Here is a 21,206-nt window from a genome sequence, read left to right as displayed (position 1 = left end):
AATAAGCTCAGGTTGGGGCGAAAGCCCTTGGGATGGTAATTTCAGGATCTGGACGGAAACCGAACCAGGTCCTCAGGAGGAAACACACAATGAACAAGATTGCTTCCGTGCTGGCCGGCGCGCTGATGTCTGCTACCGCGATCAACCTGGCTCATGCAGCTGACATCGTTGTCGGCGTGAGCTGGTCCAATTTCCAGGAAGAACGCTGGAAGACCGACGAAGCCGCTATCAAGGGCGCTCTCGAAGCTGCCGGCGCAAAATACATTTCCGCTGATGCTCAGAGTTCTTCTGCAAAGCAGCTTTCCGACATTGAGGCCCTGATCGCACAGGGCGCGACCGCGCTGATCATCCTGGCACAGGATTCCCAGGCAATCGGTCCGGCGATCCAGGCCGCAGCCGATGAAGGCATCCCGGTCGTTGGTTACGACCGCCTGATCGAAGATCCGCGCGCCTTCTACCTGACCTTCGACAACGTGGAAGTTGGCCGCATGCAGGCTGCCGCTGTTCTGGCCGCTGCGCCGGAAGGCAACTATGTCATGATCAAGGGCTCCCCGACTGACCCGAACGCAGACTTCCTGCGTGGCGGCCAGCAGGAAGTCCTGCAGCCGGCAATCGATGCAGGCAAGGTCAAGATCGTTGCTGAAGCCTACACCGATGGCTGGCTCCCGGCGAACGCTCAGCGCAACATGGAACAGATCCTGACCGCGAACGACAACAAGGTCGACGCTGTCGTGGCTTCCAACGACGGCACCGCTGGTGGTGTTGTCGCTGCTTTGACCGCACAGGGCATGGAAGGCATTCCGGTTTCCGGTCAGGACGGTGACCACGCTGCTCTGAACCGCGTTGCCAAGGGCACTCAGACCGTTTCCGTCTGGAAAGACGCCCGCGAACTCGGCAAGACTGCCGGTGAAATCGCGGTCGCTCTGGCTGGCGGCACCGAAATGAGCGCTGTCGAGGGTGCGGGTTCCTGGACGTCTCCGTCCGGCACGGAGCTTACCGCCCGCTTCCTGAAGCCGATTCCGATCACCAAGGACAACCTCAACGTTGTGGTTGATGCTGGCTGGATCACGAAGGACGCCCTCTGCCAGGGTGTCTCCGGCGGCCCGGCTCCCTGTAACTGATAACGAAAGCACGCAATTCCGTCCCGGCTTCATGCCGGGGCGGGACTTCAGGCCTGACTGATAGCCGGTGAACCGCAAGGCGGCAGGCTGTCCGGATGATAATATCCCGGACTGACGAGCGTGCGACTGGTCTCCAAACAGGAGTTTTCCGATGTCCGATGACGCCCTGTCCGGGTCGAAGACCCCGACGGCACGTAACTTTTTTTCCGCCTTGCAGCTGGATACACGTCTGCTTGGTATGATTGGCGCGTTTATTGTGCTGTGCCTGGTCTTCAATGTGTTCACGGATGGCCGGTTTCTGACGCCGCGCAACATCTTCAACCTGACGATTCAGACCGTTTCGGTCGCCATCATGGCCACCGGTATGGTTTTCATCATCGTCACCCGTCACATCGACCTGTCGGTCGGCTCGCTGCTGGCGACGGTGGCTGCCGTCATGGCGGTCATGCAAACGCAAATCCTGCCCCCGATGATGGGGCTCGGCAATCCGGCGATCTGGATCCTGGCCATTGTGGCCGGCGTGATCGTTGGTGTGCTGATCGGCGCTTTTCAGGGCTGGCTGGTCGGGTATCTCGGCATCCCCGCTTTCATCGTGACGCTCGGCGGCCTTCTGGTCTGGCGCAACGTGGCCTGGTTCATTACCGATGGTCAGACGATTGGCCCGCTCGACGAAACCTTCGTCAAGATCGGCGGCATCGACGGCACGCTTGGCACCACGGCCTCCTGGGTTGTTGGCATCCTGGCCACGCTCGCCGTCATTGGTCTTCAGTACGCCTCCCGCAATCGCAAGCAGTCTCATGGCTTCCCGATCAAGCCCGTTTGGGCGGAGCTGACGCTGACTGGCATGATGTCAGCGGCCATTCTCGGCTTTGTGGCGCTGCTCAATGCCTATGAAATTCCGTCCGCCAAGCTGGCACGGATGTTCGAGGCCAAGGGGCAGACCATGCCGGATGGCTACACCATGGGCTATGGCATCCCTTATTCGGTGCTGCTGCTGATTGCCGTTGCCGTCGTCATGACGGTTGTCGCTCAGCGCACGCGTCTTGGCCGTTACATCTTCGCGACCGGCGGCAACCCGGACGCAGCTGAACTGTCGGGCATTAACACGCGTTTCCTGACGGTCAAGGTATTCGCCCTGATGGGAGGCCTTAGCGCTCTCGCAGCTGCCGTGGCCGCTGCCCGTCTTGGCTTCTCGACCAACGACATCGGCACGCTCGACGAACTGCGCGTGATTGCTGCTGCCGTGATCGGTGGGACGGCTCTCGCAGGTGGCGTCGGCACGATTTATGGGGCCATTCTCGGCGCCCTGATCATGCAGTCGCTGCAGTCCGGCATGGCCATGGTCGGCGTCGACGCGCCGCTCCAGAACATCGTCGTCGGCATCGTTCTGGTCGTCGCCGTCTTCATCGACATCATTTACCGCAAGCGCACGGGAGCCTGATCCTATGACAACTCCCCTGGTCGAAATGAAAGACATCTGCATCGCCTTTGGCGGGGTGCACGCTGTCGATCACGTATCCGTCGATCTTTACCCTGGCGAAGTGGTAGGCCTTCTGGGCCACAACGGTGCCGGCAAGTCGACGCTGATCAAGATCCTGTCCGGCGCTTACCGGCAGGACAGCGGCGAAATCCTGATCGACGGCAAGCCTGCCACGATCCACAGCCCGCGCGATGCCCGGTCCTATAACATCGAGACGATCTACCAGACGCTTGCGCTGGCGGATAACCTTGATGCGGCGTCGAACCTCTTCCTCGGCCGTGAGCTGACGACGCCGCTTGGCTTCGTCGATGACGACCGCATGGAAGCGGAAACCCGCAAGATCATGGGCCGGCTCAACCCGAACTTCAAAAAGTTCCATGCGCCGGTGAAAGCCCTGTCCGGTGGTCAGCGCCAGTCTGTCGCGATTGCCCGCGCGGTTTATTTCAACGCCCGCATCCTGATCATGGATGAGCCAACAGCTGCTCTCGGGGTTCACGAAACCCAGATGGTGGCGGAGCTGATCGAGGAACTGAAGAAGCAGGGCCTCGGGATCTTCCTGATCAGCCATGACATTCACGACGTCTTCAAGCTCTGTGACCGGATTGCCGTGATGAAAAACGGTCAGCTGGTCGGGACGGCGAAGACGACGGATGTGACCGATGATGACGTTCTGGGCATGATCATTCTGGGCAAGTGCCCCCCGGGCGCAACCCCGGGGCCTGGAGCGTTGACCGATGAGGTTCTGGCTGACTGAGCCGGCCTTTCCTGTCCGTGCTTGACAGCGCAAGGGCGGGAGGCGGAAAAGCAACCGGTGCCGGTGGGCCTCCATCGGCACCTTTTTCTGATCTAAATCTGAGGGACGTACCTCATGTATATCGGTCTCGATATTGGGACGAGTTCGGTCAAGGCGATCCTTCTGGATGAGAACCAGAAGCTTGTTGCCCAGGCTTCGTCCGAGTTGACCGTCCAGCGGCCGCATCCTTCCTGGTCCGAACAGGACCCGGAGAGCTGGTGGACCGCCTGTGAAGCGGCCTTGGATGAGCTGGCAGCCGCAGCTTCCGCTGAAATGGCTGCCGTGAAGGGCATCGGCCTGTCCGGTCACATGCATGGCGCGACCCTGCTTGGCGACGACGACAAGCCACTGCGTCCCTGCATTCTCTGGAACGATGGCCGTTCTGCCGCGCAATGTGCCGAGCTGGAAGAGAGAGAACCGAAGTTCCTGTCTCTCGGCGGCAACCGGGTCATGCCGGGCTTTACCGCGCCGAAACTGCAATGGGTGCGCGAGAACGAGCCGGATGTCTTCAAGAAGACCGCCAAGGTTCTGCTGCCCAAGGACTATGTCCGGTTGAAGCTCACCGGTGAGCATGCGGGCGATATGTCCGACAGTGCCGGCACGCTCTGGCTGGATGTGGCCAAGCGCGACTGGTCCGAGCCGCTGCTGGAAGCCACCGGGCTGACCCGGGATCATATGCCGCGCCTGGTCGAAGGCTCCGAAGTCTCCGGAACCGTCCGTCGTGAACTGTGCAGCCGCTGGGGATTTGCCTCCGCGCCCGTGGTGGCTGGCGGCGGCGGCGACAATGCGGCTTCGGCCTGCGGTGTCGGGGCGATCGCGCCAGGCACCGGCTTTGTTTCTCTTGGCACATCCGGCGTTCTGTTCGTCTCCAATGACCGGTTCTCGCCCAATGTCGGCAACGCGGTTCATGCCTTCTGTCACGCCGTGCCGGACACCTGGCACCAGATGGGTGTGATCCTGTCTGCGACCGACAGCTTGAACTGGCTGGCTGGAACCATGGGGCAGACGCCATCGGCGCTAACGGGCGCGCTCGGATCCGTCACCGGTCCGTCGGACGTTCTGTTCCTGCCGTATCTCGGCGGCGAAAGGACACCGCACAACGATGTTGGCATCCGCGCGGGCTTCTATGGCATTTCCCACGGCACGGAAGCGGCCAATCTGACCCATGCGGTTCTGGATGGTGTTGCCTTTGCCTTGAAAGACTGCCTGGACGCGCTTGCCGTTGCCGGAACCCGCGTGGAACGGGTGACCGCAGTCGGCGGTGGCTCGCGCTCCACCGTGTGGCTGGAAATCATCGCGAGCCTTCTGAATGTTGTGGTCGATGTGCCCGCAGATGGTGACTTCGGCGCTTCGCTTGGCGCAGCCCGTCTCGGTCAGGCGGCAGCGACCGGCAGTCTCGACGGCGTTTTCGCCCAGCCCCCGATGCGTCTCAGCATAGAACCCAATCCCAACCTGACACGTGCCTACGGCGACGCTCATGCCCGCTGGCGCACCCTCTACCCGGCTCTCAAGCAGGCCGGTTTTTAAGGAGATACCCATGAGCACTGGATTTTTCGGCGATATCGCCAAGATCAAGTATGAAGGCCCGGACAGCACAAATCCGCTGGCGTTCCGCTTCTACAATCCGGACGAAGTCGTGCTCGGCAAGCGGATGGAAGACCATCTGCGTTTTGCCGTTGCCTATTGGCACACGCTGGCCTGGGAAGGCGGCGACCCGTTCGGCGGGCGCACCTTCGACCGCCCCTGGTATGGCGACGGCATGGCCAAGGCCAAGCTGAAGGCCGATGTGGCCTTTGAAATGTTCAGCCTGCTCGGCGCGCCCTATTACTGCTTCCATGACGCCGACGTGCGTCCGGAAGGGGCAACCTTTGCCGAAAACACCCGGAACCTGAACGAGATCGTCGATTATTTCGCGCAGAAGCAGGAAGAAACCGGCGTCAAGCTGCTCTGGGGCACGGCGAACCTCTTCTCCAACCGCCGCTTCATGTCCGGTGCTGCCACCAACCCGGATCCGGATGTGTTTGCCTACTCGGCGGCAACCATCAAGACCTGCATGGATGCCACGCAGAAGCTGGGCGGCGAGAACTACGTTCTGTGGGGCGGCCGCGAGGGCTATGAAACCCTGCTCAACACGGATCTGACCCGTGAGTTCGACCAGATGGCGCGCATGCTGCACATGGTCGTCGACTACAAGCACAAGATCGGCTTCAAGGGCGCGATCCTGGTCGAGCCGAAGCCGCAGGAGCCGACCAAGCACCAGTACGACTATGACGTCGCGACGGTCTACGGCTTCCTGAAGAAGTATGGCCTGGAAAATGAAGTGAAGATGAACATCGAGCAGGGTCACGCGATCCTCGCTGGTCACACCTTCGAGCATGAGCTGGCCATGGCGAATGCTCTGGGCATCTTCGGCTCCATCGACATGAACCGGAACGACTATCAGTCGGGCTGGGACACGGACCAGTTCCCGAACAATGTTCCGGAAATGGCGCTGGCCTATTACCAGGTTCTGAAGGCTGGCGGCTTCACCACCGGCGGTACCAATTTCGACGCCAAGCTGCGCCGCCAGTCGCTGGTCGCCGAAGACCTGCTCTACGGCCACATCGGCGGTATGGACTGCTGCGCACGGGGCCTGAAGGCTGCGGCCAAGATGATCGAGGACGGCGCTCTGCAGAAGCCGCTGGACGAGCGTTATGCCGGCTGGAACAGCGCCGAAGCCCAGAAGATGCTGAAGGGCGAAACCTCGCTTGAGGACATTGCCGCCCGGGTCGAGCGCGACAACATCAATCCGGAACCGCGCTCTGGCCGCCAGGAATACCTGGAGAACGTGGTCAACCGTTACGTCTGACGGTCCTTTGCCCGCGCGCCCTTTCCTGTGCGCGGGCAGCCTGCCTTTCGGGGCATCTGGCAGGTCTGCTGCCAATTTCGGCAGCTGATGCCAGCAAAATCCGCTCTGGGGGCTTTTTTCAGGACAGCCCAGACCCTAGAACAGGAAGCATGACGGATTTGCCGCACCTTGAGCCGGACATGGCTCTGTTTCTCGATTTCGACGGAACCCTCGTGGAGCTTGCGGCGCGCCCGCAAGACGTTCGCGTCGACCCTTCACTTTCAGATGTTCTGGTGTCTTTGCAAGACCTGCTCGGCGGGGCTGTTGCCGTGGTTTCCGGCCGCCCGGTTGAGCAGATTGATGCCTTTCTCCAGCCCGTCCGCCTGCCCGCCGCCGGACTTCATGGTCTGGAGCAGCGGGATGCGCCGGGCGGCAAGGTCTTATCGTCGCCGCCGGACAACCAGATTACCCGTCTGGCGCACCACATCGCCGGGTCCGGTCTTCTGGAGCGGGGCGTTACGCTGGAAGACAAGGGGCCAGCCATCGCTCTTCATTATCGCGCCGTACCGGAGCTTGAGGCAGAGGTGGTGGATTTCATGACCCGCACTCTCAGCCTGCTGCCGGACCTGCACATGGTTCACGGAAAAATGGTGGCTGAGGCCAAGCCGAAAGGGCGCGACAAGGGCACTGCCTTGCGCGGCTTTATGGAGCGTGAACCCTTTAGCGGGCGCCGTCCGGTTTTCATAGGTGATGACGTGACCGATGAAGATGGATTGTCGGCAGCCAATGCCGGTGGCGGTTTCGGTATCAAGGTCGGCGATGGCCCGACTTGCGCCAGGTTCCGCCTGGCCAATGTGACCGCTGTTCTGGAATGGCTTCAGGCTGGCCGGGATGCTCTGGAAGACGCCCGCCCGCAGCAGGAGAGATAAAACATGGTGTGGACGCCGCCCGTAAAGATGCAGAGTTCGCTGGATCTGGCGATGATCGGCAATTGCTCGATCAATGCGCTGGTCGACAAGATGGGGTCGCTTGTCTGGTGCTGCCTGCCGCGCTTTGATGGCGAGCCCGTATTCCATTCCATTCTTGGCACCCGCGGAGAAGAGGGAGATGGATCATTCTCCATCGAGCTGAATGGCGCCACCCGCTCCGAACAGGAATATGTTCCGAACACTGCCATCGTGAAGACGCGCGTCTTCGATGATGAAGGCAACTCCATCGAAATCACGGATTTCTGCCCGCGCTTCACCGCCAAAGGGAGGATGTTCCGCCCGACCGCCATCGTGCGGCGGGTGCGGCCCCTGTCCGGCCATCCGCGCATCCGGGTGCGCTGCCGTCCGCGCTTTGCCTGGGGCGAGCGGGTTCCTGACCAGACCTATGGCTCGAACCATGTGCGCTGGGTCGGCAATGGCCTGACCGTGCGTCTGACGACCAACGGATCGATCACCTATGTCCGCAACGAGACGCCCTTCCTGCTGGATGGACCCATGTCCTTCTATCTCGGGCCGGATGAGACGCTGACCGACAATCCGGAACGTCTGTGCCGGGACTTTGAGGAAAGCACGGAGCTGCAGTGGCGCCACTGGACGCGCCGTCTCGGTTTGCCGCTCGAATATCAGGAAGCTGTCATCCGGGCGGCGATCACCCTGAAGCTCTGCACCTATGAGGAAACGGGTGCCATCATCGCGGCAGCCACGACCTCGATTCCGGAAGCTTCGGGAACGGAGCGCAACTGGGACTACCGCTATTGCTGGATCCGGGATGCCTTCTTCGTGGTCCGGGCGCTGAATTCCCTCTCCGAAATGGAGACCATGGAGAATTATCTCCGTTACCTGAACAACATCGCGGCGGTGACCCATGGCGGTCACGTTCAGCCCTTGTTCGGTATCGGTCTTGAGGAAAAGCTGGTCGAGGAATTTGTTGATCTGCCCGGCTATCGCGGCAATGGACCGGTCCGGGTCGGCAACCAGGCCTACGAGCATTTCCAGCACGACGTTTATGGTCAGATCGTGCTGGGCGCGGCGCAGGCCTTCTTCGACAAGCGCATGCTGCATCAGCCGGGACTGGATGATTTCCGCCGTCTGGAACAGGTGGGCGAGCGGGCTTTTGCCATGCATGACCAGCCAGATGCAGGAATTTGGGAACTTCGAACCCGCGCGCGCGTTCATACATCATCCTCCCTGATGTGCTGGGCAGCGTGTGACCGTCTCGCCAACATCGCGCAGAACTTTGCTCTCGAAGACCGGGCAAGATACTGGCGCGAGCGGGCCGAGAAGATCCATGCGGTTATCTGCGACAGGGGCTGGAGCGAAGAGAAGGGGGCGTTTGTCGAGAGCTTTGAAGGATCCGATCTGGATGCGAGCCTGCTTCTCATGGCAGAAGTCGGTTTCCTGCCGCCGAAAGATCCGCGGTTCATCGCGACGGTCGACAAGATCGGTGCGGAGCTGCGCAGGGGCAATCATCTGTTCCGCTACCGGGCGGCGGATGACTTCGGCACGCCGGAGAACGCCTTCAATATTTGTACCTTCTGGTACATCGACGCTCTGGCCCGGATCGGCCGCAAGGAAGAGGCCCGCGAGATTTACGAGACCATGCTCTCGTGCCGCAATCACGTGGGACTTCTGTCCGAAGACACGACGCCTTCGACGGGCGAGCTGTGGGGCAACTTCCCGCAGACCTATTCGATGGTCGGCATCATCAACGGGGCCATGCGCCTCAGCGCTGGTTGGGAGAGCGTTATCTAAGGATTCGGGCAACCGCCGGGATCATGGTTTGAAGCAACAAAGGAGATCTTTATGGGACGGCTCGTCGTCGTATCGAATCGTGTGGGGCCACTGAAGGATACGGGACGCGCCGGCGGCTTGGCCGTGGCGCTGGTGGATGCCTTGATGGAAACGGGAGGGCTCTGGTTTGGCTGGAGCGGAAACGTGTCCGAAGAGGGCAGTTTCGGTCAGATGAAGACCCAGAAGACCCGGTCCGTGCAGATGGCCCAGGTCGACATGACCCAGGCGGACTACGATGCCTTCTATGCGGGCTATGCCAACCGGACGCTCTGGCCGGTGCTGCATTACCGGCTTGATCTAGCAGATTTCGACCATCGGTTCGAGCAGGGCTACCGTTATGTCAACGACCGCTTTGCCACCCGGCTGAAGCCTCTCATTCAGGATGACGATGTCATCTGGGTGCATGACTATCACTTTTTGACCTTCGCCGCCTCGCTGAGGGCGATGGATGTGAACAATCCTCTCGCCTTCTTCCTGCACATTCCATTCCCGGCTCCGGAAATCCTGGCAGCTTTGCCCAATGCCGCTGGCATTGTCCGGGCGATGCTCTCCTATGATCTCGTCGGATTTCAGACCGAACGCGACGCCAGCAACTTCCGCCGCTTCGTGATTGAGGAACTGGGCGGTGTAGATGAGGGCGATGGACATGTCCGAGTGAACGGACGTGTGGTGATTGCGAAGGCCTATGCAATCGGCATCGACGCGGATGCTTTCTCGAAGTTCCCTATGACACCGGAAGCCCGCAAAAACATGACCCGGCTGGAAAAGCTGCTCGGCGGCCGCCAGCAGATCATCGGGGTTGACCGGATCGACTATTCAAAGGGATTGCCAGAGCGGTTCAAGGCCTTTGAGCGGCTGCTGGAGGACTATCCGGAGAACCGGGGCAGGGTGTCCATGATGCAGGTGGCGCCACCCTCCCGCTCGGAGCTGGATGCCTATATTGATATCCGCCGGGCTTTGGATGAGTTGACCGGCCATGTGAATGGCCGCTTCTCGGATCTGGACTGGACACCCATCCGGTTCATGACCCGGTCGTTTCCACGCCGGGTGCTGGCGGGGATCTATCGGGTCAGCCGTGTCGGGCTGGTCACGCCCCTGCGGGATGGTATGAACCTTGTGGCAAAGGAATATGTGGCCGCCCAGCGGGCCGAAGACCCCGGCGTGCTTGTTCTGTCACGCTTTGCCGGCGCGGCAGAGCGCATGCCGGAGGCCGTCATCGTCAATCCGCATTCGGCCGAAGAGGTGGCTGCTGGGTTGCAACGGGCCATCACAATGCCGCTGGAAGAGCGGCGCAACCGCTGGCAGATCATGTTCGACCGCCTCTGCCAGGAAGATGCCGCAGCCTGGTCCCGCTCCATCATGGAAGATGTGAAAACTATCCGCAGGAATTGAGCCGGAGAGAGAAAAGACGGCCCGGAGAGGCCGCCTTTTGACGTTGAAGCTCGAGGTCAGAGCGCTCCGGCAATGTACTCGATGGCCGCCTGTACCGCGCCTTCGCCATGCGGGATGTTGAGCTTCTTCAAGCCCAGGTCTATGGCGGAGAGGGTTCCGAGGATCATCACGGCGTTGATGTGGCCCATATGGCCGATGCGGATGCCCTTTCCGGACAGGTCGCCGATCGTGCCGCCGATGGTCACGCCGCAGACCGAGCGGGTAAATTCGCGAAGCGGGGCCGGGTCATATCCATCCAGCTTGAAGACGGTCACGCTGTTGGAACGGTGCTGCGGGCCGGTCACGCCGAACGAAATCACACCGCCCTCGGCCCAGACCGCAATGGCCCGGCGGCAGGCTTCGGCCAGGATGGCATGGCGTTTCCAAACATTTTCCAGACCCTCCGCCTCAATCAGGTCAAGAGCCGCCTTGAAGGCGAAAAGCAGATGCTCCGGCGGTGTGCCGCAGTATTTCTGGTAGTGCTCGGGGCCATGCCGGAAGGTCCAGTCGAGATAGTTGACCCGGAGATCGGCCGTTTCATGGGCTTTCAGCGCACGCTTTCCGGCTGCGACGAAGGAGAGGCCAGGAGGGGTCATCAGCCCCTTTTGCGATCCTGTCAAAGCAAGGTCGACGTTCCATTCATCCATCTCAAACGGGACGCAGCCAAGGGAGGCGATACAGTCCATCATGAACAGGCCGGGGTGCCCCGCGGCATCGATTGCCTTGCGGATGGCTGGAATATCGTTGCAGACGCCTGAAGCGGTGTCGACCTGTACAACGAGAATGGCCTTGATCTGATGGTCTGTGTCCTGCCGCAGGCGCGTTTCGACCGCAGTGGGATCGACCGGATGCTGCCAGGACCCCGGAAGCACTTCGACGTCCAGGCCTGAGACGGAGGCGGCCTCTCCCCAGCCGATGGCAAAGCGCCCGGAGGCCAGCACAAGAACCTTGTCGCCCCGGCAAAGCGTGTTGGTGAGCGCTGCGTCCCACGCGCCGTGGCCGTTGGCGGCGTAGATATAGGTCCGCTCTTTTGTGCGGAAGAGACGCTGTAATCCCTCAAGGCAGTCGTAAGTCGTCTGGATCATCGGCCCTTCGTAAATGTCCAGTGCAGGACGGTGCATGGCGCGCAGCACCTCATCCGGCACATTCGTCGGGCCCGGGATCATCAGGAATTCTTTGCCGTTGCGCAGCGTCATTCAGGGGTACTCCGGGGATAGGTTAAGTGCCGTGAACTTAAGGCAGATCGGGGGCACATAGAAATTCGAATGCGTGATGAATGCACGACAGCTTTTCATGGAACCGGAGGGGGCATAATGCATAATTCTGTGCGGAACGGCGGCTATCGCCTTGGCAAGAGCGCCTGGCTGACTAGGTTCAGACATTCATTCTGCATAATTTCGAATCACCCATTCCGGAATGGAGCGCCTGGCGCTCCAAATGCCTCGCAGCAGGTGTGCTTCCGGAATTTCGGATCTTCAAGGCAACCATCTTGTTCCCGTTAGGTAAACGGATCAAACTGAACCTTGTCGATTTGATGTCTTGGGCAGGGACACAATGATCATAGTCGAAAAAGGCGAGAGCCCGTTGATCCTGTGCCTTCCGCACGCGGGAGCCGACCTTCCGCCGGCGATCGACAAGCGCTTGAGCGCGACGGGCCGTCTGCAAACGGACATTTCCTGGCGCCTTGAGCAGGTTTTCGATTTTGCTGCGGACCTGGATGCGACAACCCTTCGCTCGACGATTTCGCGTTATGTCATCGATGTCGACAAGGATCCCAATAGCCCCGACCCATCCCCACAGGTACCGGGCGATGGCCTGTGTCCGGTGTCGACGCTCGACATGAAGCGCATCTACAAGCCGGGCGAAGAGCCGGGCCCAATCGAGATCGAGCAACGAGGATATCTCTTTCATCAGCCTTTCCATCAGGAACTGATCCAGGAGATTGCAAGGGTCCGCTCTATCCACGGCTATTGCGTGCTGTTCGATTGCAAGTCCATCCGCTCGAAGATTGCAGGACGGGCTGAAGACAGTGTCCCTGTGATTAGCGCCACGACAGCAGACGGCCAGGCTGGTCTTCCGGGGCTGCAGAGTGCCTTCCTCGGAGCGTTCGAGGGCCTGAGTGGCTTCTCGATCGGTGCGGATAGCCCGCTGGCGGATGGCTATATCCTGCGGGCTTACGGGGCGCCGGAGCGGGGAATTCACGCGTTGGGTGTTTCCATTGCGCAGCGTTCCTACCTCCGCCACGAGTCCACCCCTTATGAGCCGGACCGGGCGCGGATTTCGCGCATGAAAATGGTCTTGACCGATGCCTTCACCCAGTCCCTTGACTGGGCGCGCAGTTATCAGGAAGGCATGCCGGTTTCGCAAGAGCGGGAGAGGAGCGGAATCGAGCTCGACTTCGGTCAGGATCTGGATCTTGACTTCGATATGTTCGATCCGCCGCTGGTTGCCGAATAGCCAAAGCCTCCGGCAACCCATACGGTTTCTTGCCTTAAACGACGTTCCGCTCGATCAGCTTCGTACCAGAGAAATACCGTTCGATGCCGAGCGGTGACAGGTCAAGCGTCTGATAGCTGCCCGTGGCAATCAGTTCCGACAGCCCCCGGCCGACGGCAGGCGATTGCTGCAAGCCGTGACCGGAGAAGCCGAGCGCCAGATAGAAGCCTTCAATGCCTGGCACCGCGCCGACAAAGGCATTGTGGTCGAAGAGGTTCATGTCGTAATGCCCGGCCCAGGCCCGGCCCGGACGGATCGCTTCGAAGGCGGGAACGCGGTTGGCCAGGGTTGGCCAGATTTCTTCCTCGAAGAGGGCGTAATCGACATCGAAATCGTCGGTGTCCGGATCATTTTCGTCTGAAGGCGCCAAGCCGCAGATGAAGCCCGCGCCTTCCGGACGGGCATAGGTGCCGTTCGGATCGATGAGAAGCGGAAACAGCGGCAGCGTGTCCTTGCAGTCGAAGGTAAAGACGCAGCGCTTGCGGCTGTGCACCGGCACATCAAGCCCGGCCTGGCGGCAGATTTCCGCACCGCCCGAAGCGCCTGCGGTGTTCACCACGATAGGAGCAGACAGCGTATCACCGTTGGACAGGACGACATCCCAGCCGGAGCCGTTTTTCTTCAAGGTCTCGGCGCGCGCGGAAATATACTCGACCCCAAGCGACCGGGCCTTGCGGCGGAAGGCCTGCATCAGGCCATAGCCGTCGAACCAGCCTTCACCGGACAGGCCATGGCAGCCAGCCGTCAGGTCTTCCGTATTAAGCCAGGGAAACTTCGCCTGCAGGGCGGCTTTTTCCAGGAAGGCTATATCCGCTCCGAGCTTGTCCTGCAGGGCATGGTTTTCCCGAAGGATGCTCTCGGTTTCGGAGGTTGCCAGGAACAGATACCCGCCTTCGTGAAGGTCGATGACCGGCTTGTCTCCGTTCACCTCCAGCCGCTCACCAATGTTACGCAGATAATCGATGCCGAACAGCGAGATCTCGATGTTGATGGCGCTGGAATATTGCTGGCGGATCGAGGCTGCGGAACGGGCCGAAGCGCAGATCTCATAGGTGGGATCGGCTTCGATCACCACGATGCGGCCGGAAAAATCCGGGCGCTGGGCCAGCTGGCATGCGGTGGAGGAGCCCATCACGGCTCCGCCGATGATGATGACATCTGCGGTGGAGGAACCCATTCGTCTTACCTGAAAAAAGACCGGAGGCGGGGAGCCTCCGGTTGGCGTTGGATCTTAGAAGAATGCCTGCAGGCCGGTCTGGGCGCGGCCCAGAATGAGGGCGTGCACATCATGCGTGCCCTCATAGGTGTTCACCGTTTCCAGATTCTGCGCATGACGCATCACGTGATATTCCTCGGAAATGCCGTTGCCGCCGTGCATGTCGCGGGCCTGACGGGCAATGTCCAGCGCCTTGCCGCAGTTGTTGCGCTTGATCAGGGAGATCATTTCCGGTGCCATCTGGCCTTCGTCGAACAGTCGGCCGACCCGAAGCGCGGCCTGCAGTCCGAGGGTGATTTCGGTCTGCATATCGGCCAGCTTCTTCTGGAAGAGCTGGGTCTGGGCCAGAGGACGGCCAAACTGGACGCGCTCCAGGCCATACTGACGGGCACGGGTCCAGCAATCCTCGGCCGCACCCATGGAGCCCCAGGCAATGCCATAGCGGGCGCGGTTGAGGCAGCCGAACGGGCCTTTCAGGCCGGACACATTCGGCAGCAGGGCGTCTTCGGAAACTTCAACATTGTCGAGGACGATTTCACCGGTGATGGAAGCGCGCAGCGACAGCTTGCCTCCGATCTTCGGTGCGGACAGACCCTTCATGCCCTTTTCCAGGACAAAGCCGCGAATAGCCCCGTCATGGGCTTCCGACTTCGCCCAGACCACGAACACATCGGCAATCGGCGAGTTGGAGATCCACATCTTCGAGCCGGTCAGCTTGTAACCGCCATCGATCCTTTCCGCGCGGGTGCGCATGCCTGCCGGATCGGAGCCCGCGTCCGGCTCGGTCAGGCCGAAGCAGCCGACAAACTCGCCGGTTGCGAGCTTCGGCAGATACTTCTGGCGCTGTTCTTCCGAGCCATAGGCGTAGATCGGATACATGACCAAGGAAGACTGGACGCTCATCATCGAGCGGTAGCCGGAATCAACGCGCTCGACCTCGCGGGCAACCAGCCCGTAGGACACATAGGAGGCACCGGCGCAGCCATACTCTTCCGGAACGGTGACGCCCAGAAGGCCCAGCTCGCCCATTTCGTTGAAAATGCTGCGGTCGGTCTTTTCTTCCCGGTAGGCTTCGATCACCCGCGGCAGCAGCTTTTCCTGCGCATAGGCCCGGGCGGTTTCCATGATCAGCAGCTCGTCTTCATTGAGCTGGCCGCGCAGCAGGAAAGGATCCTGCCAATCGAACGTGCCACCACCTGCCGGAGAGGACGTGGAAGAAGTCTTGGCGTTCATGGTGGTCTCCCTGAAGAATGTCCGGATTGCCCGGTTTCCGGCCTCTCCCGCCTGCGGTCAGGTCATGGGATCGAGGCGGGGGCAGTGAAGTGTTCTGTCTCGTGCGGCAGATATTGAGCTGGAGAGGGCTTGCAAAAAAGCGATTTTCTCTCCCTTATTCATGACAAACTGGAATGAACCGGTTTTTTGTTTTCTGGCCCTCGTGAGCAAATTCCGATGAAACGTGCTTTTGTGCCGCCCGCAGATGCCTTGATCGCTTTCGAGTGCGCTGCCCGTCATTCCAGCTTCACACGGGCTGCCGAGGAGCTGCACCTGACACAGGGGGCCATCTCCAAACAGGTCCGGCATCTGGAAGACCGGCTGGGGGTGGAACTTTTCCGCCGGATCCGCCAGCGGATCGTGCTCACAGATGCGGGCCGGCTCTATCTTCACGACATCCGCGGCGCACTCGATCAGCTGACTTCTGCCACCCGGCAGGTCATGTCCTATGCAGGCAGCGAGGATGTGCTGAACCTTGCGGTTCTACCGACATTCGGCACCCGCTGGCTGGCGCCGCGGCTGGCCGAATTCCAGCGCCGGCATCCGAGCGCAGGGCTCAATCTGAGCGTTCGCCTGCAACCGTTCGATTTTGATGCGGAGCCCTTTGACGGGGCGATCCACCATGGCGATCCTGTCTGGGCAGGGGCCATCGCCGAACCGTTGTTTGCCGAGGAAGTGATTCCGGTCGCCTCTCGCGCCTTCCGCGACCGGCATGGCATCCGGACTCCGGCGGATCTGGCGAATGTGCCCCGCCTTCAGTTGTCCACCCGCCCTCTGGCCTGGCGGCAATGGTTCGATCTTGCGGGCGTTGAAACGGATGCTGCCTTCCAAGGGGCACGGTTCGAACAATTCGTCATGATCGCCGAAGCTGCCATTCATCATGCAGGCGCTGCCCTGATGCCGAAGTTCTTCGTGCAGGACGAACTGGCCTCCGGCAGGCTGGTGCGGCTTTTTGATCTCTCGATGAGGCAACAAACGGCCTATTTCTTCGTTTATCCCGAGAACCGCACCATGCGGCCCGTCGTGGCTCACTTCAGAAAGTGGCTGATGGAAGAGGCCCGCGCGGCACGGGTTGATCGGGAAACCATGTTGCCCAGCTAGTCAGGCTTGGGTGTACGCAGGAGTAAATACATGCCCGAACATACGCATCTTCGGATCATTCTTCACGGTAAGGCGGCGGGGCGGGAGGATGTACGGACTGCGATCCAGAAGCTGAGAAGCAAGGGGCATGAAGTCACTGTGCGCGTGACATGGGAAGGCGGGGATGCAGCCCGTTACGCCTTGGAGGCACTTTCTGATGCCGCGAAGGACGGCATTGATACGCTGGTTGCGGGCGGCGGGGACGGAACCCTCAATCAGGTGGTGGGCGCCGTTTGTGAAGAGGTTTGCGGGGCGGACAACATGCCCTTCTCCTTCGGATTGCTGCCGCTTGGCACGGCCAATGACTTTGCCTGGGGCATCGGTCTCGATCCGAGAAACATCGCCGAGTGCCTTTGGATTGCCGCGACCGGTTCGGCGCGGGTGATGGATCTCGGCAAGGTCAATGACCGGATCTTTGTGAATGTTGCGACCGGAGGGTTCGGCACGCGCGTGACCACAGAGACGGATTCCGGCCTGAAGCGGATTCTGGGTGGAGCTGCTTATTTCTTCACCGGGCTCAACCGGTTTTCCGAGCTGGCCAATTGCAGCGCCGAAGTGACGGGTGAGAATCTTTCCTGGCAGGGCGAGTTTCTGGCGATTGCCGCGGGCAATGGCCGGCAGGCGGGCGGCGGCGTGCCTTTGTGCCCGGATGCCAAGCTTGACGACGGGCTTCTGGACTTGACCATTGTGCCATCACCGGAGCGGGATCAGGTGCCCGACCTGATCGGGCATCTGATGGATGGCGGGCTGGAACAGATGCGCCGCTATGGCGCCGTGACCGCGCGCATGGCCGAGTGCAGGATCGAGACCCGCGAGGACCTGCAGATCAATCTGGATGGTGAACCGGTCCACGGCAGGAGCTTCAGTCTCAAGGCTTTGCCGTCTGCGGTGAGGTTCCGGCGGCCATAAGAAGGATCAGGCTTCGGTGGCCCAGGAAGCTTCGAGGCGGGATAAGGTCTGACGGGCCTCCTCCAGACCCAGCTCCCACCAGCGGCTGGCAAGAAGCGCTGCACGCTTTTCCTCATCCAGCCGGTAGCCGAGAATACGGGCGGGAGATCCGCCGACGATGGCAAAGGGCGGCACGTCCTTGTTAACGAAGGAATTGGCGCCGACGACAGCCCCAGTACCGATCGTAACACCCCGGCGGATGATGCTGTCGACGGCAATCCAGACATCGCTTTCGATGACGCATTCACCGGCGGTCAGCGTTTCATAAGGGCTGTCATAGAACAGGCTGCTCGTCGAGGCCCGCGACAGGTCGTGTTCGCCCTGACCGATGGAAACATTGTTGGCGATGGAGACATACCGGCCGATCCGCGTCCTGGTGATGCTGCAGTTCGAGCCGATATAGCTGTGCTCGCCAATGACTGTGTCGTCACTGATATGCGTTCCGGGCTGAATGCGCGTCGACTTTTTCTTCGGCTTGGACCGGAACAGTTTGGAAAGCTTCACGCGGGTTTCTCCGGTCGCTCTGAACTTCTGGATCGCAATCGTGCGGATGCGGGGCAAGCCGCTTGTCCGCAATGATAGCCTCGCGGCGATCTAGCGGCTATAGCATGCGGAAAGTCAGGTGGTTAAGTGCATTGGGGCAGAATGCTGCCCGGCCATGGCCAACAGGGAAGTCGCATCAAGATGCTGGTTCACGTTTCCTCCATTCACGATATCCGCCGGATTTTCCGCCAGACGCCCGGAAATGATGGGATCTGGGAGGATTTCCGGTTCGTGACCGGGGATACCGAACACCAGGCGGACTGGTTCATCGGCTATGATGAGCCGGTACCCGGATGCCTCACGCATCTGCCGCTGGAGCGGAGGATCCTGATCACCAGCGAACCCTATACGATCAAGTACTATCCGCCGGTGTTTCTCCAGCAGTTCGGAACGGTTGTCTCCATGGCGCCGATCAGGGGCGTTTCCGGCCGCATGGTGCTTGGCACGGGTGGTTTGCCCTGGATGTATGGTCTCGACCAGAAGCCTGCGCCCATGCCTTGGCAGGAGCTCGTCGCCGGATCTCAGGTTGCCAAGACCGGAGAAATGTCGGTGGTTTGCTCGACCAAGAAGATGAACCTGAACCAGCACCGCCGCTTGCGCTTTCTCGGCATGCTGAAGGAAGCTCTCGGCGACCGGCTGACCCTGTTCGGGCGTGGCTCCAATCCAATCGAGGACAAGTCTGACGCGATCAATTCCTTCCGCTATCATCTGGTGCTGGAAAACAACCTGATCGACAACGGTTGGACCGAAAAGCTGGCCGACCCGATCCTGGGCGGGGCCTTCCCGATTGTCTCTGGTGGTGAGAACCTCGCTGACTATTTCGATCCGGAAGGTTTCCGCCTCATCGACACGCGCAAGCCAAGGGCAGCAGTCGAGACGGTGCTCAGGATTCTGGAAGAAGATCCTTTCGAGGGCGCTCAGGCGGCTATGGCCGAAAATAAGCGCCGCTTGATGATGCAGCATCAGTTTTTCCCGATTGCGGTCAATCTTATCCGCACCCTGGCTGCACATGAAACTCAGGCGCCGCAGCGTCTCCCCGCGCTCAAAGGTTTCCGTTCGGCGGCCAAGCCGCAGTGGAAGAAGATAGTTTCCGTACCGAAGCCGCTCCGGCCTGTGCTGCGGGACCTCTATCTCTCTGCCGCCGAAAGGGGATGAGCGCATGAGCAGTCAGGCGAAACCCGATCTGAAGAATGCCGTCTCGGTCCATGTCTTTGGCGGATTGGGCAACATGCTGTTCCAGTACATGGCTGGCCATGCCCTCTCAATGCGCCTCGGGGTGCCGCTTTATTGCGTCAGTCCGCAAGAGAGCGACCATCAGTCCACGCTGGAGCTGGTTGGGCTGCAGCCATCCTATGTCTCTGTGCCCCCCAGCCTTCTTAAACGGGCTGCCAAGCGCAGGCCTGCCCCGATCAAGACTGCGTTGCACATGATCAGCGGGCAATGGCCTGCCCGCCCGGTCTGCGAGCCTCACTATCACTATTTCAAGAGCTTTGAGAGTTTGAAGCCGGGGTGCCTTCTGTCCGGGTATTGGCAGAGCTACCGCTATTTCGAGCAGGATCTTGGCCATCTTGGCCAGATCATCCGCCCTGCTGCGGGCAGTGATGTGGTCGACGAGCGCTGGACGCAATGGACGGCGGGGTTTGAGCGCGTCTGCAGCGTTCACATCCGGCGCGGCGACTACGTGCGCGATGCGGCTGCCACCAAGGTACACGGCGTTCTCGGGCGCGACTATTACGACCGGGCCAAGCAAGTGATGGACGGGCTCGCCGCGCCCGACCGCTATCTGGTTTTCTCAGATCAGCCGGAGGCTGCCGCCCGGGAACTTGCGCATTGGGGCGAAAAGGCCGTCTTTCTGCCGCGCAACGCGCAGGATGAGGATCTGGCGCTCATGTCCCGTTGCCATCACCACATCACAGCAAACAGCAGCTACAGCTGGTGGGCTGCGGTGCTGAACAGGCCACAGGGCAAGCAGGTGATTGCTCCGCGCCAGTGGTTTTCGGAAGAAACGCTCCGGAAGAAGAACACTTGCGATCTGATGCCGCCGGAGTGGATCAGGCTCTGATCGAATGGATCAGACAGGCTTGAAGCGCTGTTTGATGGCCCGGCTCGGATTGTTCTGCAAGGCTCTCAGAGCGGCTTTAATCCCAAGACTGATCTCGCCGCGGCCAAAGGCAGTTTGCGCGATGTGATGATAGACCTTCTGTCGCAGACGGGCGCTCGGGAAGATCGATTTCTGGCGCAGGTCCTTCAAAAGCCAGCGCAGGGTTTCCGTATCCGGTATTCTGTCAGGCTGGTCTGACAGCACAGCATCAAGGGCCCTGTAGGTTTTCAAAAGCGCCAGAATATCGGAGGGCATCGGCTCGCCCTCGGCCGTCAGCACCACTGTGTTCTCATCAAGCGCGATTGGGTTCTCAAGGCCCTTCATCGGATCCTGGCCAGATGTGCGCCGGTGCCTTGCGCACAGGACCGCCAGGTCGCGGGAAAAGCGCTGGCGCAGCGTGTGCTCGCGGCTGACCTGACCGCCGTGAATCCGGTAGGTCAGAAGAATTTCGTCAAGACCCGCGATCTTGCCGCGCTCGGACATGCGGAGCCAGAGATCGAGATCTTCGGCCCTTGCGAAGGCCTCCCGGTAAAGCCCTGCTTCGAGAAGGGCCTGTCGGCGTCCAAGAACCGTCGGGTGATGAACTTCACAATCGCCGCGCTCAAGCGCCTGCTTCACCGCCTCCGGGCTGGTCAGCGCATGGGTCTGCTTTCCGGTCAATTCGCCTGCCGCATTCATCATGCGCATTTGCGAGAAAACCAGATCAACCTCCGGGGATGCTTCGAGAAATGCGACCTGCCTTTCCAGACGGTTGGTGTCTGATAGATCATCCGCATCCATGCGGCAGATCAGATGGCTCCTGGCCTTGCTAATGCCGAGATTGAGGGCATGAACAAGGCCCTTGCCGTCTCCTTGAAGAATGCGAATACGCGCATCCTTTTTTGCAGCCTCAGTGAGGAGATCAGGCGTCCCATCGGTAGACCCATCGTTGATAACCAGCATTTCGAAGCCGCTAAAGCTTTGGTTCAGCATGCTGTCGATGGCGGCAGAAATATAGGCTTCTCCGTTGCGGACAGGCAGAACAATGGAAACAGCCGGCGGGGTGGTCATGGCGTCTA

General features: G+C 60.6%; 18 protein-coding genes. 13 read left to right on the top strand and 5 right to left on the bottom strand.

The window, feature by feature from the left end:
• Positions 1–89: 89 nt before the first annotated feature.
• From xylF to IG616_RS10255, 8 genes are all read left to right on the top strand, one after another.
• The gene (xylF, locus tag IG616_RS10290) at positions 90–1,121 is read left to right on the top strand and encodes a D-xylose ABC transporter substrate-binding protein (RefSeq protein ID WP_192148068.1); all 1,032 of its coding nucleotides are present in this window, start codon (positions 90–92) and stop codon (positions 1,119–1,121) included.
• A 151-nt stretch (positions 1,122–1,272) separates the two neighbouring features.
• The gene (locus IG616_RS10285; protein WP_192148067.1) at positions 1,273–2,562 is read left to right on the top strand and encodes a sugar ABC transporter permease; all 1,290 of its coding nucleotides are present in this window, start codon (positions 1,273–1,275) and stop codon (positions 2,560–2,562) included.
• Positions 2,563–2,587: 25 nt separating this feature from the next.
• Positions 2,588–3,355, top strand: coding sequence for an ATP-binding cassette domain-containing protein (locus tag IG616_RS10280; RefSeq protein WP_216863314.1), 768 nt, complete (start codon positions 2,588–2,590; stop codon positions 3,353–3,355).
• A 114-nt stretch (positions 3,356–3,469) separates the two neighbouring features.
• Complete coding sequence (xylB, locus tag IG616_RS10275) at positions 3,470–4,921, top strand: xylulokinase (RefSeq protein ID WP_192148065.1); 1,452 nt, start codon at positions 3,470–3,472, stop codon at positions 4,919–4,921.
• Between the two features lie 10 nt (positions 4,922–4,931).
• Positions 4,932–6,242, top strand: a complete 1,311-nt coding sequence (gene xylA, locus IG616_RS10270; RefSeq protein WP_192148064.1) for a xylose isomerase — start codon at positions 4,932–4,934, stop codon at positions 6,240–6,242.
• 149 nt (positions 6,243–6,391) lie between these two features.
• Positions 6,392–7,150: a trehalose-phosphatase gene (gene otsB, locus IG616_RS10265; RefSeq protein ID WP_192148063.1), complete on the top strand. Its 759-nt coding sequence runs from the start codon at positions 6,392–6,394 to the stop codon at positions 7,148–7,150.
• Positions 7,151–7,153: 3 nt separating this feature from the next.
• Positions 7,154–8,962: a glycoside hydrolase family 15 protein gene (locus IG616_RS10260; protein WP_192148062.1), complete on the top strand. Its 1,809-nt coding sequence runs from the start codon at positions 7,154–7,156 to the stop codon at positions 8,960–8,962.
• 51 nt (positions 8,963–9,013) lie between these two features.
• Positions 9,014–10,393, top strand: coding sequence for an alpha,alpha-trehalose-phosphate synthase (UDP-forming) (locus IG616_RS10255; RefSeq protein WP_192148061.1), 1,380 nt, complete (start codon positions 9,014–9,016; stop codon positions 10,391–10,393).
• Positions 10,394–10,449: 56 nt separating this feature from the next.
• On the opposite strand, the gene IG616_RS10250 is transcribed toward IG616_RS10255, so the two are convergent.
• Entirely contained in the window at positions 10,450–11,628 is a 1,179-nt protein-coding gene (locus IG616_RS10250) for a pyridoxal-phosphate-dependent aminotransferase family protein (protein WP_192148060.1), read from the bottom strand.
• A 358-nt stretch (positions 11,629–11,986) separates the two neighbouring features.
• On the opposite strand from IG616_RS10250, the gene IG616_RS10245 reads away from it, so the two are divergent.
• Complete coding sequence (locus IG616_RS10245; RefSeq protein WP_192148059.1) at positions 11,987–12,889, top strand: N-formylglutamate amidohydrolase; 903 nt, start codon at positions 11,987–11,989, stop codon at positions 12,887–12,889.
• A gap of 34 nt (positions 12,890–12,923) precedes the next feature.
• On the opposite strand, the gene IG616_RS10240 is transcribed toward IG616_RS10245, so the two are convergent.
• Both IG616_RS10240 and IG616_RS10235 read right to left on the bottom strand, forming a co-directional pair.
• A complete protein-coding gene (locus IG616_RS10240; RefSeq protein ID WP_192148058.1) occupies positions 12,924–14,105 on the bottom strand; it encodes an NAD(P)/FAD-dependent oxidoreductase in 1,182 nt (393 codons plus the stop codon).
• Positions 14,106–14,159: 54 nt separating this feature from the next.
• The gene (locus IG616_RS10235; protein ID WP_192148057.1) at positions 14,160–15,377 is read right to left on the bottom strand and encodes an acyl-CoA dehydrogenase; all 1,218 of its coding nucleotides are present in this window, start codon (positions 15,375–15,377) and stop codon (positions 14,160–14,162) included.
• Positions 15,378–15,593: 216 nt separating this feature from the next.
• Between IG616_RS10235 and gcvA the strand changes: the two genes are divergently transcribed.
• Both gcvA and yegS read left to right on the top strand, forming a co-directional pair.
• On the top strand, positions 15,594–16,517 hold the full coding sequence (gene gcvA / locus IG616_RS10230; RefSeq protein WP_192148056.1) for a transcriptional regulator GcvA: 924 nt from the start codon (positions 15,594–15,596) through the stop codon (positions 16,515–16,517).
• A 30-nt stretch (positions 16,518–16,547) separates the two neighbouring features.
• Positions 16,548–17,465, top strand: a complete 918-nt coding sequence (gene yegS, locus IG616_RS10225) for a lipid kinase YegS (protein WP_192148055.1) — start codon at positions 16,548–16,550, stop codon at positions 17,463–17,465.
• A 6-nt stretch (positions 17,466–17,471) separates the two neighbouring features.
• Here the strand turns inward: yegS and IG616_RS23270 are convergent, their stop codons facing one another.
• Positions 17,472–18,065, bottom strand: coding sequence for a CatB-related O-acetyltransferase (locus tag IG616_RS23270; protein ID WP_209007419.1), 594 nt, complete (start codon positions 18,063–18,065; stop codon positions 17,472–17,474).
• Positions 18,066–18,188: 123 nt separating this feature from the next.
• On the opposite strand from IG616_RS23270, the gene IG616_RS10215 reads away from it, so the two are divergent.
• Both IG616_RS10215 and IG616_RS10210 read left to right on the top strand, forming a co-directional pair.
• Positions 18,189–19,202, top strand: coding sequence for a hypothetical protein (locus IG616_RS10215; RefSeq protein WP_192148054.1), 1,014 nt, complete (start codon positions 18,189–18,191; stop codon positions 19,200–19,202).
• Positions 19,203–19,206: 4 nt separating this feature from the next.
• Entirely contained in the window at positions 19,207–20,109 is a 903-nt protein-coding gene (locus tag IG616_RS10210) for an alpha-1,2-fucosyltransferase (protein WP_192148053.1), read from the top strand.
• Positions 20,110–20,118: 9 nt separating this feature from the next.
• Here the strand turns inward: IG616_RS10210 and IG616_RS10205 are convergent, their stop codons facing one another.
• Positions 20,119–21,198 (bottom strand): glycosyltransferase family 2 protein, encoded by a 1,080-nt coding sequence (locus IG616_RS10205; RefSeq protein ID WP_192148052.1) that lies wholly within the window; start codon positions 21,196–21,198, stop codon positions 20,119–20,121.
• Positions 21,199–21,206: the final 8 nt, after the last annotated feature.

The sequence above is a fragment of the Roseibium litorale genome, assembly GCF_014842915.1.
GTDB lineage: Bacteria > Pseudomonadota > Alphaproteobacteria > Rhizobiales > Stappiaceae > Roseibium > Roseibium litorale.
Note: the sequence above shows the minus strand (reverse complement) of the source record. Positions and strands in the feature narration are given on the sequence as shown.